At 69.1% G+C, this 12,594-nt stretch carries 16 protein-coding genes; 3 read left to right on the forward strand and 13 right to left on the reverse strand.

From position 1 onward, the window contains the following. Positions 1-112: 112 nt before the first annotated feature. The 7 genes from BIU99_RS09255 to BIU99_RS09285 form a co-directional block, all read right to left on the reverse strand. The gene (locus BIU99_RS09255) at positions 113-436 is read right to left on the reverse strand and encodes a DUF2469 domain-containing protein (RefSeq protein ID WP_071260887.1); all 324 of its coding nucleotides are present in this window, start codon (positions 434-436) and stop codon (positions 113-115) included. Between the two features lie 12 nt (positions 437-448). Then, a complete protein-coding gene (locus tag BIU99_RS09260; protein ID WP_071260888.1) occupies positions 449-1,093 on the reverse strand; it encodes a ribonuclease HII in 645 nt (214 codons plus the stop codon). Continuing rightward, positions 1,093-1,842 (reverse strand): signal peptidase I, encoded by a 750-nt coding sequence (lepB, locus tag BIU99_RS09265; protein ID WP_064296320.1) that lies wholly within the window; start codon positions 1,840-1,842, stop codon positions 1,093-1,095. Before lepB ends, BIU99_RS09260 begins: the two co-directional genes overlap by 1 nt. 76 nt (positions 1,843-1,918) lie before the next feature. After that, the gene (gene rplS / locus BIU99_RS09270; protein WP_056006851.1) at positions 1,919-2,266 is read right to left on the reverse strand and encodes a 50S ribosomal protein L19; all 348 of its coding nucleotides are present in this window, start codon (positions 2,264-2,266) and stop codon (positions 1,919-1,921) included. A 186-nt stretch (positions 2,267-2,452) separates the two neighbouring features. Beyond that, positions 2,453-2,983: a hypothetical protein gene (locus tag BIU99_RS09275; RefSeq protein WP_071260890.1), complete on the reverse strand. Its 531-nt coding sequence runs from the start codon at positions 2,981-2,983 to the stop codon at positions 2,453-2,455. Between the two features lie 78 nt (positions 2,984-3,061). Continuing rightward, on the reverse strand, positions 3,062-3,721 hold the full coding sequence (locus BIU99_RS09280; protein WP_071260891.1) for a response regulator transcription factor: 660 nt from the start codon (positions 3,719-3,721) through the stop codon (positions 3,062-3,064). After that, on the reverse strand, positions 3,718-4,971 hold the full coding sequence (locus tag BIU99_RS09285; protein WP_071260893.1) for an ATP-binding protein: 1,254 nt from the start codon (positions 4,969-4,971) through the stop codon (positions 3,718-3,720). The genes BIU99_RS09280 and BIU99_RS09285 overlap by 4 nt, the downstream gene beginning before the upstream one ends. A gap of 112 nt (positions 4,972-5,083) precedes the next feature. Between BIU99_RS09285 and BIU99_RS09290 the strand changes: the two genes are divergently transcribed. Both BIU99_RS09290 and BIU99_RS09295 read left to right on the forward strand, forming a co-directional pair. After that, on the forward strand, positions 5,084-6,595 hold the full coding sequence (locus BIU99_RS09290; RefSeq protein ID WP_175484373.1) for a PspC domain-containing protein: 1,512 nt from the start codon (positions 5,084-5,086) through the stop codon (positions 6,593-6,595). After that, a complete protein-coding gene (locus tag BIU99_RS09295; RefSeq protein WP_071260897.1) occupies positions 6,592-6,960 on the forward strand; it encodes a hypothetical protein in 369 nt (122 codons plus the stop codon). Before BIU99_RS09290 ends, BIU99_RS09295 begins: the two co-directional genes overlap by 4 nt. Positions 6,961-6,989: 29 nt before the next feature. Here BIU99_RS09295 and trmD read toward each other — a convergent pair whose 3' ends face one another. From trmD to rpsP, 4 genes are all read right to left on the reverse strand, one after another. Continuing rightward, positions 6,990-7,697 carry a tRNA (guanosine(37)-N1)-methyltransferase TrmD gene (trmD, locus tag BIU99_RS09300; RefSeq protein WP_071260898.1) on the reverse strand — a complete coding sequence of 236 codons (708 nt, stop codon included), beginning with the start codon at positions 7,695-7,697 and terminating at the stop codon, positions 6,990-6,992. A gap of 141 nt (positions 7,698-7,838) precedes the next feature. Then, entirely contained in the window at positions 7,839-8,486 is a 648-nt protein-coding gene (gene rimM / locus BIU99_RS09305) for a ribosome maturation factor RimM (protein ID WP_071260900.1), read from the reverse strand. Beyond that, a complete protein-coding gene (locus BIU99_RS09310) occupies positions 8,487-8,738 on the reverse strand; it encodes an RNA-binding protein (protein ID WP_064296312.1) in 252 nt (83 codons plus the stop codon). A gap of 2 nt (positions 8,739-8,740) precedes the next feature. Next, the gene (gene rpsP / locus BIU99_RS09315; protein WP_064296311.1) at positions 8,741-9,166 is read right to left on the reverse strand and encodes a 30S ribosomal protein S16; all 426 of its coding nucleotides are present in this window, start codon (positions 9,164-9,166) and stop codon (positions 8,741-8,743) included. A gap of 251 nt (positions 9,167-9,417) precedes the next feature. Between rpsP and BIU99_RS09320 the strand changes: the two genes are divergently transcribed. Beyond that, positions 9,418-10,560: a glutamate--cysteine ligase gene (locus tag BIU99_RS09320; protein WP_064296310.1), complete on the forward strand. Its 1,143-nt coding sequence runs from the start codon at positions 9,418-9,420 to the stop codon at positions 10,558-10,560. Between the two features lie 10 nt (positions 10,561-10,570). Here the strand turns inward: BIU99_RS09320 and BIU99_RS09325 are convergent, their stop codons facing one another. Further along, a complete protein-coding gene (locus BIU99_RS09325; protein ID WP_064296309.1) occupies positions 10,571-10,951 on the reverse strand; it encodes an META domain-containing protein in 381 nt (126 codons plus the stop codon). Positions 10,952-10,967: 16 nt separating this feature from the next. Then, the gene (ffh, locus tag BIU99_RS09330) at positions 10,968-12,521 is read right to left on the reverse strand and encodes a signal recognition particle protein (RefSeq protein WP_064296308.1); all 1,554 of its coding nucleotides are present in this window, start codon (positions 12,519-12,521) and stop codon (positions 10,968-10,970) included. Positions 12,522-12,594 lie beyond the last annotated feature (73 nt).

Raw genomic sequence — 12,594 nt, forward strand, 5'->3', positions numbered from 1 at the left:
TGGCATCCAGCCAAGCGTGCAGACGCGGCTCGTCACCCAGAGGTGGGTCCGTCGTCGACGAGCGCGCGGCGAAGCGCGCCTGTGGAGCGCTGTCGGTCGCGGGGGCCTCGCCCTACTCGTCGAGCGTGAGTTCCTTCGGGAGCTCGAAGTCGCGCGAGGACAACTGCTCGACGTTGACGTCCTTGAACGTGAGCACTCGGACGCTCTTGACGAACCGGTCGGACCGGTAGACGTCCCACACCCAGACGTCGGTCATGGAGAGCTCGAAGTAGAAGTCGTTCGCCGTGTCGCGTCGCACGAGGTCGACCTCGTTGGCGAGGTAGAACCGGCGCTCGGTCTCGATCACGTACTTGAACTGCCCCACGACATCGCGATACTCGCGGTAGAGGGCCAGTTCGACCTCGCGGTCGTAGTCTTCGAACTCGTCTTCGTCCATGGTCTCTCCAGTCTACGTGTAGGCGGGCAGCCAGCTGCTCCGGTGGTGGAGGGTCAGGCCGTGCTCGGAGAGGGCCGACAGATGCTGCGCCGAGCCGTATCCCTTGTTGCCCTCCCACCCGTACTCCGGCAGTGCCTCGTGCAACTCGATCATCAGTCGGTCGCGGTGCACCTTGGCGAGTACGGACGCTGCGGCGACCGACGCGCAGTCCCGATCCGCTTTGACCCTCGTGGTGATGGTGAGCGGTCGCTGGAGCGCCCGGCTCAGCCAGTCACTGTTGCCGTCGAGCAGGACGGTGGACCCGGCGACATCCGCGCCGACGGCGTGCAGTTCGAGCAGCGCCCGACGGCCGGCGAGTCCGAGGCACGCGGTGATGCCGAGCTCGTCGACCTCCGCCGGACTCGCGAGCCCGACGGCCCCGTGCAACACCCACTCGCGGGCCAGCGGTTCCAGGCGGGTCCTCGCTCGCTCGCTCAACAGCTTCGAGTCACGGAGTCCCGCAGGGAACGCCCCGCACGCCGGGGCGACGACCGCAGCGCCGACGGCCACCGGGCCGGCGATGGCTCCGCGACCCACCTCGTCCATGCCGATGACCGACGGGACACCCGCAGCGAACAGTTCGTACTCGACCTCGAGGGTCGGTTCGCTGACGGCCATCACTCCTCTTCTGGGGCGGGGATGCCCTGGAAGACGGACGGGTAGTTGTCGAGCCAGGCCCAGTTGCTGGACGGCCAGGTGATGACGAACGCGCGCCCCACGACGTTGTCGATCGGGACGAAGCCACCACCGGGTGTGTCGCCGTTGTACCGGGAGTCCTTCGAGTTGTACCGGTTGTCGCCCATGACCCAGAGCGAGCCCTCCGGGACGACGATGTCGAACGGGTCTCCGGACACCTTCTCGGTGCCGGCCGGGAGCTTCACGTACGGTTCGTTCAGCGGCACCCCGTTGACCGTCATCTGCCCGAGGGGGTTGCAGCACGACACGTGGTCGCCGGGCAGGCCGATGACGCGCTTGATCAGGTGGTCGTCGCTGTCGGGAGCGACGAGGCCGAAGATCGACAGCACCCATTCGACGGCTGCGGTGACGGGAGGCTGCGGAGCCTCGACCGTCTGCGGGAGCCAGCCGCCCGGATCCTGGAAGACGACCACGTCGCCACGGTTCAGCGAGACCACGTCGGGGACGAGCTCGTTCACCAGGATGCGGTCCTGGATCTGCAGCGTGTTCTCCATCGACCCGGACGGGATGTAGAACGACCGCACGAGGAAGGTCTTGATGAGGAAGGAGACCAGCAGCGCGACCACGAAGATGATCAGGAGGTCGCGAAGGAAGAGCAGCGCTCCGCGTTTGCCGCGGGGGCGCTGCTGGTGGTCGGGCGACGCGTCTGCCGCCAGGGAATTGTCTGTCATTTAACCGCCTGAGCTCCCCACCAGCTTATCCGGTGGGGAGCTCAGGAATGATCGCGGAGGGCGACCGGGAGGACGACTAGTTGTCGCGCTTCTCCTTGATCTTCGCCTTCTTGCCACGGAGCTCGCGGAGGTAGTACAGCTTCGCGCGACGGACGTCACCGCGGGTGACGACCTCGATGTGGTCGATGTTCGGGGAGTGCACCGGGAAGGTACGCTCGACGCCGACCTGGTAGCTCACCTTGCGGACCGTGAAGGTCTCGCGGACACCCTCGTTGGAGCGGCCGATGACGACACCCTGGAAGACCTGGATACGGGACTTGTTGCCCTCGATGATGTTCACGTGCACCTTGACGTTGTCGCCGGCGCGGAAGTCGGGGATGTCCGACTTGAGGGATGCTGCATCGACTGAGTCGAGAATGTGCATGATGATTCCATCTCTGCGACCGCCACAGGTCGACCGCTGAATACGTTCGGAAGGAAGGGTGTGCCCGATGCCGGCGTTCCCCTGTGGCAGAACTGCGGAGGCACAAACAGCAATTGTGTCATGAAAGGGCCCCGGATGGGAAACCGGGCCCCGGACGGCGCGGGCGACAGCGGTGGAGACGACCGCTCAGCGGCGCTCGTCGGGCTTCGACTCCTCGATGACGATGAACTCGCCGCCGTCGATCGGGCCGGGATCGAACCGAGGCTGTGGCGGGATCGCCGATCCGGGCATCGTGCCTGGCCCCGCTGCAGCGGCCATGCGCTCGAATTCGGCCATCGTCTCCCGAGCCCGGCGTGCCGTCTCGGAGATGAGTTGCGCGATGACGCCCCAGAAGGCGGCGAGGCCGGCGACGACGCCGAGGACCGCCCAGAGGGCGATGCCCGAGCTGAAGGAGCCGAAGCAGATGATCGTGATGTGCCAGAGCGTGAGCAGGCCGACGTCCGTCCAGGACACGAGCTTCGTCGTCCGGACGCTGGCCCGGGCGGAGATGAGGAACGCGATCGCAGCGAGCGCGATGGCGAGGATCGGCATGGCGATGAAGAGCCCGAAGAGGCTCCAGCCGCTCTCACCGAAGAGTCCCGATCCGACGAACGGCCAGGCGGGCAGCACGAAGATCGCGGCGAATCGCCAGTAGTAGAACGCCCGACGGATGATCATGTCCCTCAGGCTACCGCCGGGCTCCTGAGCGTGCACTGGTCGTTCGCTGACGGCCGATGTCGGTCCCGGCCCGCGTGGTCAGAGGAGCTTGCGCTGCAGAGCCCAGGCGGCGAGTTCGTGGCGCGAGGACAGCTGCAGCTTGCGCAGCACGCTCGACACGTGGGTCTCCACGGTCTTCACGGAGATGAACAGCTCCGTCGCGACCTCCTTGTAGGCGTAACCGCGGGCGATGAGGCGCATGACCTCCTGCTCGCGGGCGGACAGCCGGTCGAGCTCGTCGACGGACTCCGCGGTCTCCCCCGTCACGGCTCCGAAGGCGTCCAGGACGAAGCCCGCGAGGCGAGGCGAGAAGACCGCGTCGCCGTCGTCGACCCGTCGTGCCGCCTCCGCGACCTCGGCCCCCGAGGAACTCTTGGTGATGTAGCCGCGCGCACCGGCCCTGATGACCCGGACGACGTCCTCGGCGGCGTCCGAGACGCTGAGCGCGAGGAACCGGGTGGCGGGCGCGGTGGTCACCGAGCCGGCGATCACGTCCGCGCCACCGCCGCCGGCGCCACCCGGCAGGTGGACGTCGAGCAGCACGACCTGCGGGCGGGTCTCCCCGATCACCCGGATCGCCTCCTCCACGTCGCCGGCCTCGCCCAGCACCTCGATGCCGGGATCGAGCTCGCTGCGCAGCCCGGAACGGAAGATCGAGTGGTCGTCGACGATCACGACGGTCAGTGGTCGGTCGCTCATGGTCGGCTCCTCGGAACGGTCGGGACGGTGTCGGGCTGCGGCGCAGTCGGCGCGGCGTCGTGGACGGGCAGGACGAGACGGACCTCGGTACCTCGTCCGCCGGGCCCCGATCGGATGGTCGCCTCGCCGCCGATGCGCTGCATCCGGCCGATGATCGACTCCCGGACCCCGAGGCGGTCCCGCGGGACCTGTTCCAGGTCGAACCCGGGGCCGCGGTCGGAGATCGACACCTCGATCCGCTGCGGTGCCGTCTCGAGGTACACGGAGACGTCGCCGCCGGCGTGACGTGCCGCGTTGAGCACGGCCTCCCGTGCGGCGGCGAGGAGCGGCTCCGGGGCGTCGTCGATCGCACGCCCGACCGCGACGACGTCGACGCGCACGGCGTGGTCGGCCTCCACCGCGGCCGCGATGGTCCGCAGCTCGGTCGCGAGGTCACCCGTCGGAGCGGTCCCGCCGGAGAAGAGCCAGTTCCGCAGCTCGCGCTCCTGCGCCCTGGCGAGACGGGACGCCTCGCTCCCCGGGCCGGCCTGCTGCTGGATGAGCGCGAGCGTCTGGAGCACGGAGTCGTGCAGGTGCGCGGCGATCTCGGCGCGGTCGGCCTCGCGCATCCGCGCGGCGCGCTCGTCGGCGAGGTCGCGGTTCAGTTGGAGTGCCCAGGGCGCGATGACCACGGCGACCCCGAGGAGCACGGCGATCGCTGCGACGATGACCGTCCACATGTTCGGGCGGTCCCCGGTGACGAAGAACAGGAGGATGCCGAGGACGACGAGGACGAGCGCTCCGAGCACGCGGATCAGGAGGGCACGTGAACCCTCACCGCGACCACGCTCGCCGAACTGCCGCCACGCGAGTGCGGCTCCCGCGAGGACCACGATGACGGGGATGACGGCCTCGAGTGGGATGTCCAGCCCGGTCCGGGTCGCGATCAGCGCGGTCCCGGCCGCGAGCAGGGCGATCCCGAGCAGCACCTCCGTGATCGGCGCGCGACGGGGGCCGTCGAGGTCGTCTCCGTCGTCGTTCGAGGCAGGCCGGAGCAGGTGCTCCCGGGGATCGAGCGGTGCGTCCGCGCCCTGCGTCGGCGTCATGACCCACAGCCACACGTAGAGGAGCAGGCCCGCTCCGCCGCAGCACGCGAGGATGACGGTCGCCGTCCGCACCGCAGCGACGGGGAGACCGGTGTGCTCGGCGAAGCCGGCGCAGACACCGCCGAGCAAGCGGCGCCTCGGACGGATCATCACCTCGGTTCCCATGGAGCCATCCAAGCAGTTCGGGGTGCGGTCGGCACCCTGGGACGGCAGGATCAGGGTGCACTCAGGGTCATGCCGGATGGGCCCGACCCGGACGCTTCGCCAGAATCGGACCATGACGAACCACAGCACGCCGCCCACCGGAGCAGAACCGGGGGCACCAGCCCCGCAGGATCCGACGACCCGCTTCTTCGACTGGTGGCGGTCCACCGGTCTCCGTCGCTCGAGCGACTCGTGGCTCGGCGGTGTCGCCGGGGGTGTCGCGGCCCGGCTCGGCCTCGATCCGATGATCGTGCGCGGAGCCCTCATCGTCATCGCGATCCTGGGCGGGCCGGTCCTCTTCGTCTACGCCGCGGGCTGGGCGCTCATCCCCGACCAGCAGGGGCGGATCCACCTCGAGCGTGCGATCCGGGGCGTCTTCGACCCGGCGATCGTCGCGATCGGCATCCTCGCGGTCCTCACCGTGGTGCCGTTCATGCGCGGCCTCTGGTGGGACGGCGTGCCGCATGCGTGGAACCTGCCGGGGTGGCTGGAGTCGACCATGACCGCCGGTTGGGTGATCGCTCTGGTCGCCGCAGCGGTCTGGCTGATCGTGATGTTCTCCCGCCGCGACCCTGGGCGGTCGACTCCGCCTGAGACACCGCCACAGCGCGACCCGTGGACCAGCGACGCCTCGATCCCGAAGCCGACGGCGCCATCGCCCACGGCCTCCCCTTCGGGCCCTGCCGGCTCGCCCCCGGCCTCCCCCGGTGCCGCGAACCCGGTGTCGCTCGCGAAGGCCGACGGTTCGCCTGGTGATGCGAGCGCGACCGTCCCACTCCCTGGAGCCACCACCACCACCACCACCGCGTGGGACGGGGCTCCGCGCCAGCAGCGCGGCTGGACGAGTCAGGAGTTCCGGGACGAGATGAGCCGCCAGCGAGCCGAGCAGCAGGCCGAGCGCGAGACGAAGGCTCGAGAGCGTCGTGCGCAGCACCCTGGAGCGGCCTTCGTGGCGATCACCCTCGGACTGGCGCTGCTCGCCGGTGCCGGCGCGGCCGTCATCGCGGCGAGCGCCGGGTTCTCGGTCCCGGTCGTCGTGGTCATCGGGCTCGCCGCAGCGCTCGGTGCGCTCGCCGTCGCGACGATCATCGCGGGCATCAGCGGACGGGAGAGCGGCTGGCTCGGGCTCTTCACGTGGGCCGCTGTGATCTCCTTGCTCGCCACCGGCGTGTTCCCACTCGGCTCCTCCTTCCTGCCGGTCGGACGCACGACCTGGACCGTGACGTCGACGGATGCGGACGACCGACGCGGCTACGTGATGATCGCCGGCCAACCCACGCTCGACCTCGGTGAACTCGCCGACGACGACGCGTTGCGCGGTGGCACGATCGACGTGTGGATCCTCGCAGGCGAGGTCGACGTGCTCATCCCCGAGGACGTGCCGGTGATCGTCGAGTTCTCAGCGATCGCGGGCACCCTGGAGACGGGACGCGACGGTCGGGACCGGACGGACCGACGCGGCGGAGCCCTCTTCCAGGATGAGGCACGGTACGGACAAACGGCGTCAGGAGACACGACGCGGGTACGGGTGTGGACGGTCGCCGGCAGCGCTGTGGTGACCGAGGAAGCGGAGGCGGGACGATGAGCGAGCTGGACGACCGGACCGGAGCGGCAGACATGTCGTCCCCAGCCGACGCGGCGACGGGATCGGCTCCGTCGGAGACCGATCAGACGGCCACCACGGAGTCGACCAGAGCGCAGACGACCACCGCGCAGACGGCCGATGAGCCGAGGACCGGTGTCGGCCCGACGGATCGAGGCGGTCGGGCGCCACGCTTCGGCACGATCCTCTGGGGCGTCCTCCTGCTCGTCTTCGCCGGGGCCATGCTCGTCACCAATCTCACCGAGGTGCGCATCGACCCTCTGGGGTGGATCACCGGGGCGATCATCGCGACCGGGGCGGTCCTCGTCATCGCCGGCATCGCCGCCGCCGTGCGGCGTCGGCCCTGACAGCCGTCACGCACAGCACCCCTGGGCGCTCAGGCGTCCGGCGCATCGGCGGGCAGCAGATCCGGGCGGACCTCGCGGGTCCGCTCGATCTGCTGCTGACGACGCCAGGTGGCGATCGCACCGTGGTTGCCGCTCAGGAGCACCGGCGGCACGGGTAGTCCTCGCCACTCGGCGGGCTTCGTGTAGCTCGGGTACTCGAGCAGCCCGTCTTCGTGCGACTCCTCGACGAGACTCTCCGGGTTGCCGACGACCCCCGGGACGAGCCGACCGATCGCCTCGATCATCGCCATCACCGCCACCTCTCCCCCGTTGAGGACGTAGTCGCCGAGGCTCACCAGGCGGACCCGCGCCCGACTGGCCGTGTGGTCGAAGACGCGGTGGTCGATGCCCTCGTACCGGCCGCAGCCGAACACGAGGTGCGGCTCGGCCGCGAGCTCGCGGGCCATCGCCTGCGTGAACACCTCACCCGCCGGAGACGGGAAGATGACCAGCGGCTCCTCCTCGGTGTCGTCGCCCAGGATGCCGTCGAGCGCCTCGCCCCAGGGTTCCGGCTTCATGACCATGCCGGCTCCCCCGCCGTACGGGGTGTCGTCGACGGTGCGGTGACGGTCGTGCGTCGAATCCCGCAGATCGTGGACGTCCAGTTCGATGAGCCCGCTCTGCTTCGCCTTGCCGAGCAGCGAGAGGTCCAGGGCATCGAAGAAGGTCGGGAAGATCGTGACGATGTCGATGCGCATGAGGAGCAGTCTATTCGCGCGACGGTCGTCGTCCCGGTCGCGTCGGTCAACCGATACGACCACGACGGAGGCGCCGGTTGCACGCAACCGACGCCTCCGTCGTGGGTGTTCCGAGCCGGGAGGACCGACTCGGAACGGGTTCTACTGCTCCGGCTGCGACGCTCCGGTGTCGTCCTGAGCCTCGTCGGAGGCCTCGGACTCGACTGGACCGGCCGTCGACGTCTCGGGGGCATCGTCGGCCTCCGGGAGTTCCTCGAACAAACCGGTGGGCGGCGTGACCGTGACGATCCCGGCAGCGATGTCGACCGTGGGGACGATCGCCTTCACGAACGGGACCATGACCTCGCCGTCGCCGGTCTTCACGATCAGGAGGTCCTGAGCCGGGAAGTGGTCGACGCGGGCGACGGTACCGACGGCGACGCCGTCGCGGTGCACGGCCAACCCGACGAGCTGGTGGTCGTACCACGCGTCGTCGTCGACCGGCAGCTCGGTGGGGTCCTGCTCGACCCAGAGGATCGCCTTCACGAGGGTCTCCGCCTCACTGCGATCGGAGATCCCGACGAAGAAGGCGACCGGCTGGCTGTTGTACCAGCGCAGTTCGATGAGCTCGAGTGTCTTGCCGCGCCACTTCGATCCTGCAGGGACCTGGAGCGTGAACGTCGCGCCCGGGGTGAACCGGTGCTCCGGCTCATCCGTGTAGAGCTCGACCTTCAGGGCGCCCTTCAGACCATGGGCTTTCGTGAGCCGACCGACCCGCAACTGGGTCTTCGGCTCCGTCTCGTCCGCCACCTACGCGCTGGCGCCGGAGGCGTCCGTGTCGACCACGTCGACTCGGACCCGCCGACCGTCTGCCAGCGCTGCCACGAGGGTGCGCAGGGCTTTGGCCGTCCGGCCAGCACGACCGATGACCCGGCCGAGGTCCTCGGGGTTCACACGAACCTCGAGGACCTCGCCACGGGCGGAGTTCTGTGCTGTGACGCGAACGTCATCCGGGTGATCGACGATCCCCTTGACGAGATGTTCGAGCGCGGGAGCGAGCAAGACTACGCCTGCTCTGCTTCAGCGGCGTCGGCAGCGGGCGCCTCGGCCTCGGCCGGAGCAGCCTTGGCCGCGGGGGCCTCGGCCTTCGGCTTGAGGACGGGCTTCTTCTTCTCGTCGGCGACGAAGGCGGCCTTCGGCTCCTTGACGCGGACGGTGCTCACGGCGTCCTTGTCGCCCTTGAACTTGCCCCAGTCACCGGTGAGCTTGAGGAGCGCTGCGACCTGCTCGGTCGGCTGGGCGCCGACGCTGAGCCAGTACTGCGCACGCTCGGAGTCGACCTCGATGAACGAGGGCTCCTCGGTGGGGTGGTACTTGCCGATCTCCTCGATGACACGACCGTCGCGCTTCGTGCGCGAGTCTGCGACGACGATGCGGTAGTACGGCGCACGGATCTTGCCGAGACGCTTGAGACGGATTTTGACAGCCACGATTCTCCTGAATGATGTGATGTTTGATGTGCTCGCTGCCGAAAGGTGGGGCCACACGCTCGACGCGAAAACTGTGGTTGCTGCGGGCGTCGGATAGAGGGTCGAACTCCGCGCAGACTCAACTCTCTATTCTGCCAGACATCGGGCGATCTGGGTAATCCGGCGACACCGATACCGGATGACCCCTCCACCCCGTGTGAAGATGGGCTGGCGCACGGCATCCGGCCGCGCCCTGCGGGAGGTCGACGCCAATGCCCATCGAGTTCGCCAGATCCGAGCGTTCGACCGTCGGCCTCGAGTGGGAGGTCGCCCTCGTCGACCGCGACACCGGCGATCTCGTCGGCGCAGCGGACACCGTCCTGTCGGAACTCCGCCCGAGCGACGGTTCCGATCATCCGCAGATCACCAACGAGCTGCTGCTCAACACCGTCGAACTCGTCTCGGGTGTTCACCACACGGTCCCCGAGGCGATCGCGGACCTCGAGGGCCAGCTGGCCGAGGTGCGGGCGATCACGGATCCGATGGGCGTCGAGCTCATCTGCAGCGGTTCGCACCCGTTCGGCCAGTGGTACGACCAGCAGGTCACCGACAAGCCCCGGTACCACAAGCTCATCGACCGCACGCAGTGGTGGGGTCGCAACATGATGATCTGGGGTGTGCACGCGCACGTCGGCGTCGAGACGGTCGACAAGGTCCTCCCGATCATGAACGGGCTGCTGACCTACCTGCCCCACCTCCAGGCGTTGTCGGCGTCCAGCCCGTACTGGGGCGGGGTCGACACCGGGTACGCGTCGAACCGCGCGCTCATGTTCCAGCAGCTCCCGACGGCGGGCCTCCCCTACCAGCTCTCGGACTGGGAGCAGTTCGAGGCCTACGTCGACGACATGACGGTGACCGGCATCATCGAGGACCACACCGAGGTCCGCTGGGACGTGCGACCGTCGCCGCAGTGGGGCACGGTGGAGATGCGCGCGTGCGACGGAGCGTCGACCGTCGCGGAGTTCGGCGCCCTCGCCTCGCTCATCCACTGCCTCACCGAGCACCTGTCCGACCGCCTCGACGCCGGAGAGCGCCTGCAGACCCTGCAGCCGTGGTACGTCCGCGAGAACAAGTGGCGTGCGGCCCGGTACGGCCTGGACGCCGAGATCATCCTCGACTCCTCGGGCCACGAGCGCCTCGTGACCGACGACCTGCACGACCTGCTCGACACCCTCGCGCCGGTCGCCCGTCGGCTCGGCTGTGCGGACGAACTGGCGAGCATCGCCACGATCATCGAGCACGGCGCGAGCTACCAGCGACAGCTCGCCGTCGCCCACGCGAACGGCGGCAGCCTGCAGGCGGTCGTGAGCTCCCTCGCGAAGGAGCTGCGACACGGGGTCCAGCCCTCCGCCTGACGAGGCGGCGTCACTCAGCGCGGTCGAGCGTCCCGATCCGTGTGCCGGCGTCGTCGGTCACGGTCAAGCGCCCTCCGTCGTCCGAGAGCGTCGCCTGTGCGATCCCCCGCAGCCAGGTGTCGACGCCCGGGCACGCCATCAGGGTGCTCGCGACGTCGGAGACGACGACCGCGTCGTCCTTCGCACGCCAGGATCCGGAGAGACTGTTGCAGCCGTCCGAACCACTCACTCGGCCGTCGTCGGTGAACACCAGGTGCGGATCGGCAGCGCCGGTGCCCTCACCCCAGGCGCCGAGGACGCGTTCGCCCGGTGACGGCGCGGAGCACCCGGCGAGCAAGCCCACGGTCAGGACGACTGCGACGACCGAGGCCGGTGCCCTCAGCGCGCGCATACCGCCTCCGCTCGACTCAGCGACCCAGGAACTTCTGCAGCTCGGCGAGCTCCGCCTCGGTCGGGGCGGCCGATCCCGACGACGAACCGCCGCCGAGGCCGAATCCAGCGCCCGTGGCGGCAGCCTGCGTCTCGACGGCGCCGGCGTTCTCCGCCGCGCGCTTGGCCGGGTTGCCTGAGCGGGAACCCTTCTTCTTGGCCTGCGGCTTCGGTCGGTTCGTCCGCGCACCGGGGACCGGACCCATCCCGGGGATGTTCGGCACGCCACCCTTGGCGACGGTCTTCATCATCTTGGCCGCCTGCTCGAAGCGGTTGACGAGGGCGTTGACCTCGGTGACGGTCATGCCGGAACCCTTGGCGATGCGCAGGCGGCGGGATCCGTTGAGAATCTTCGGGTTCGTGCGCTCGGCCGTGGTCATCGACTGGATGATGGCCTCGGTGCGGACGATCTCGCGCTCGTCGAAGTTCTGGAGCTGCTCCTTCATCTGCCCCATGCCGGGGAGCATGCCCATCATCTTCTTGATGGAACCCATGCCGCGCAGCTGCTGCATCTGCTTGAGGAAGTCGTCGAGTGTGAAGGAGTCGGTCGCGAACTTCTCCGCGACCTTGCGCGCCTCCTCCTCGTCGAAGTTCTGCTGCGCCTGCTCGATGAGGGTGAGGATGTCACCGAGGTCGAGGATCCGGCTCGCCATGCGGTCGGGGTGGAACGGCTCGAAGTCGTCGAGACCCTCACCGGTCGACGCGAACATGATGGGGCGTCCGGTGACCGAGGCGATGGAGAGTGCCGCACCACCGCGCGCGTCGCCGTCGAGCTTGGAGAGCACCACGCCGGTGAAGTCGACGCCGTCGAGGAAGGCCTTGGCCGTCGCGACCGCGTCCTGACCGATCATCGCGTCGATGACGAAGAGGACCTCGTCGGGATCGACCGCCTTGCGGATGTTCGACGCCTGCTTCATGAGCTCGGCGTCGACGCCGAGTCGTCCGGCGGTGTCGACGATGACGGTGTCGTAGAGCTTCTGCTCGGCGAACCGGACGCCGTCGCGGGCGACCTTGACCGGATCGCCGACCCCGTTGCCGGGCTCGGGAGCGTAGACGGGGACGCCCGCCTGCTCTCCGACGACCTGGAGCTGGTTGACGGCGTTGGGGCGCTGGAGGTCGGAGGCAACGAGGAGCGGCGTGTGGCCGTCCTTCTTGAGCCACTTGGCGAGCTTGCCCGCGAGTGTCGTCTTTCCGGCACCCTGGAGTCCGGCGAGCATGATGACGGTCGGCGGCTTCTTCGCGAACTCGAGACGCCGCTGCTGTCCGCCGAGGATCGTGACGAGCTCGTCGTTGACGATCTGGACGACCTGCTGCGCCGGGTTGAGGGCCTTGCTCACCTCGTCGCCGAGGGCGCGCTCGCGTACGCGACCCGTGAAGTCCTTGACGACGTCGAGTGCGACGTCCGCGTCGAGGAGGGCGCGACGGATCTCGCGGACGGTGCCGTCGACATCGGCCGCGGAGAGCTTGCCCTTGGTGCGGAGGTTCTTGAACGTATCCGCGAGGCGGTCAGAGAGTGTGCCGAACGTTGCCATGATCCCTCCAGTTTAGGGCAGACCGCGGCGCGACCCGGTCGATCGCCGACACGGTCGGAAGATGAGTATTTGG

It is taken from the genome of Plantibacter sp. MMLR14_011 (assembly GCF_001865025.1).
GTDB lineage: Bacteria > Actinomycetota > Actinomycetes > Actinomycetales > Microbacteriaceae > Plantibacter > Plantibacter flavus_A.

What these genes read in the sequence shown, in the direction of transcription:
- rplS (WP_056006851.1), bottom strand. Translation starts at nt 2,266, where the DNA reads ATGCACATTCTCGACTCAGTCGATGCAGCATCCCTCAAGTCGGACATC.
- BIU99_RS09295 (WP_071260897.1), top strand. Translation starts at nt 6,592, where the DNA reads ATGAGCGAGCTGGACGACCGGACCGGAGCGGCAGACATGTCGTCCCCA.
- BIU99_RS09255 (WP_071260887.1), bottom strand. Translation starts at nt 436, where the DNA reads ATGGACGAAGACGAGTTCGAAGACTACGACCGCGAGGTCGAACTGGCC.
- BIU99_RS09260 (WP_071260888.1), bottom strand. Translation starts at nt 1,093, where the DNA reads ATGGCCGTCAGCGAACCGACCCTCGAGGTCGAGTACGAACTGTTCGCT.
- BIU99_RS09285 (WP_071260893.1), bottom strand. Translation starts at nt 4,971, where the DNA reads ATGGGAACCGAGGTGATGATCCGTCCGAGGCGCCGCTTGCTCGGCGGT.
- BIU99_RS09275 (WP_071260890.1), bottom strand. Translation starts at nt 2,983, where the DNA reads ATGATCATCCGTCGGGCGTTCTACTACTGGCGATTCGCCGCGATCTTC.
- trmD (WP_071260898.1), bottom strand. Translation starts at nt 7,697, where the DNA reads ATGCGCATCGACATCGTCACGATCTTCCCGACCTTCTTCGATGCCCTG.
- lepB (WP_064296320.1), bottom strand. Translation starts at nt 1,842, where the DNA reads ATGACAGACAATTCCCTGGCGGCAGACGCGTCGCCCGACCACCAGCAG.
- BIU99_RS09280 (WP_071260891.1), bottom strand. Translation starts at nt 3,721, where the DNA reads ATGAGCGACCGACCACTGACCGTCGTGATCGTCGACGACCACTCGATC.
- BIU99_RS09290 (WP_175484373.1), top strand. Translation starts at nt 5,084, where the DNA reads ATGACGAACCACAGCACGCCGCCCACCGGAGCAGAACCGGGGGCACCA.
- ffh (WP_064296308.1), bottom strand. Translation starts at nt 12,521, where the DNA reads ATGGCAACGTTCGGCACACTCTCTGACCGCCTCGCGGATACGTTCAAG.
- BIU99_RS09320 (WP_064296310.1), top strand. Translation starts at nt 9,418, where the DNA reads ATGCCCATCGAGTTCGCCAGATCCGAGCGTTCGACCGTCGGCCTCGAG.
- BIU99_RS09325 (WP_064296309.1), bottom strand. Translation starts at nt 10,951, where the DNA reads ATGCGCGCGCTGAGGGCACCGGCCTCGGTCGTCGCAGTCGTCCTGACC.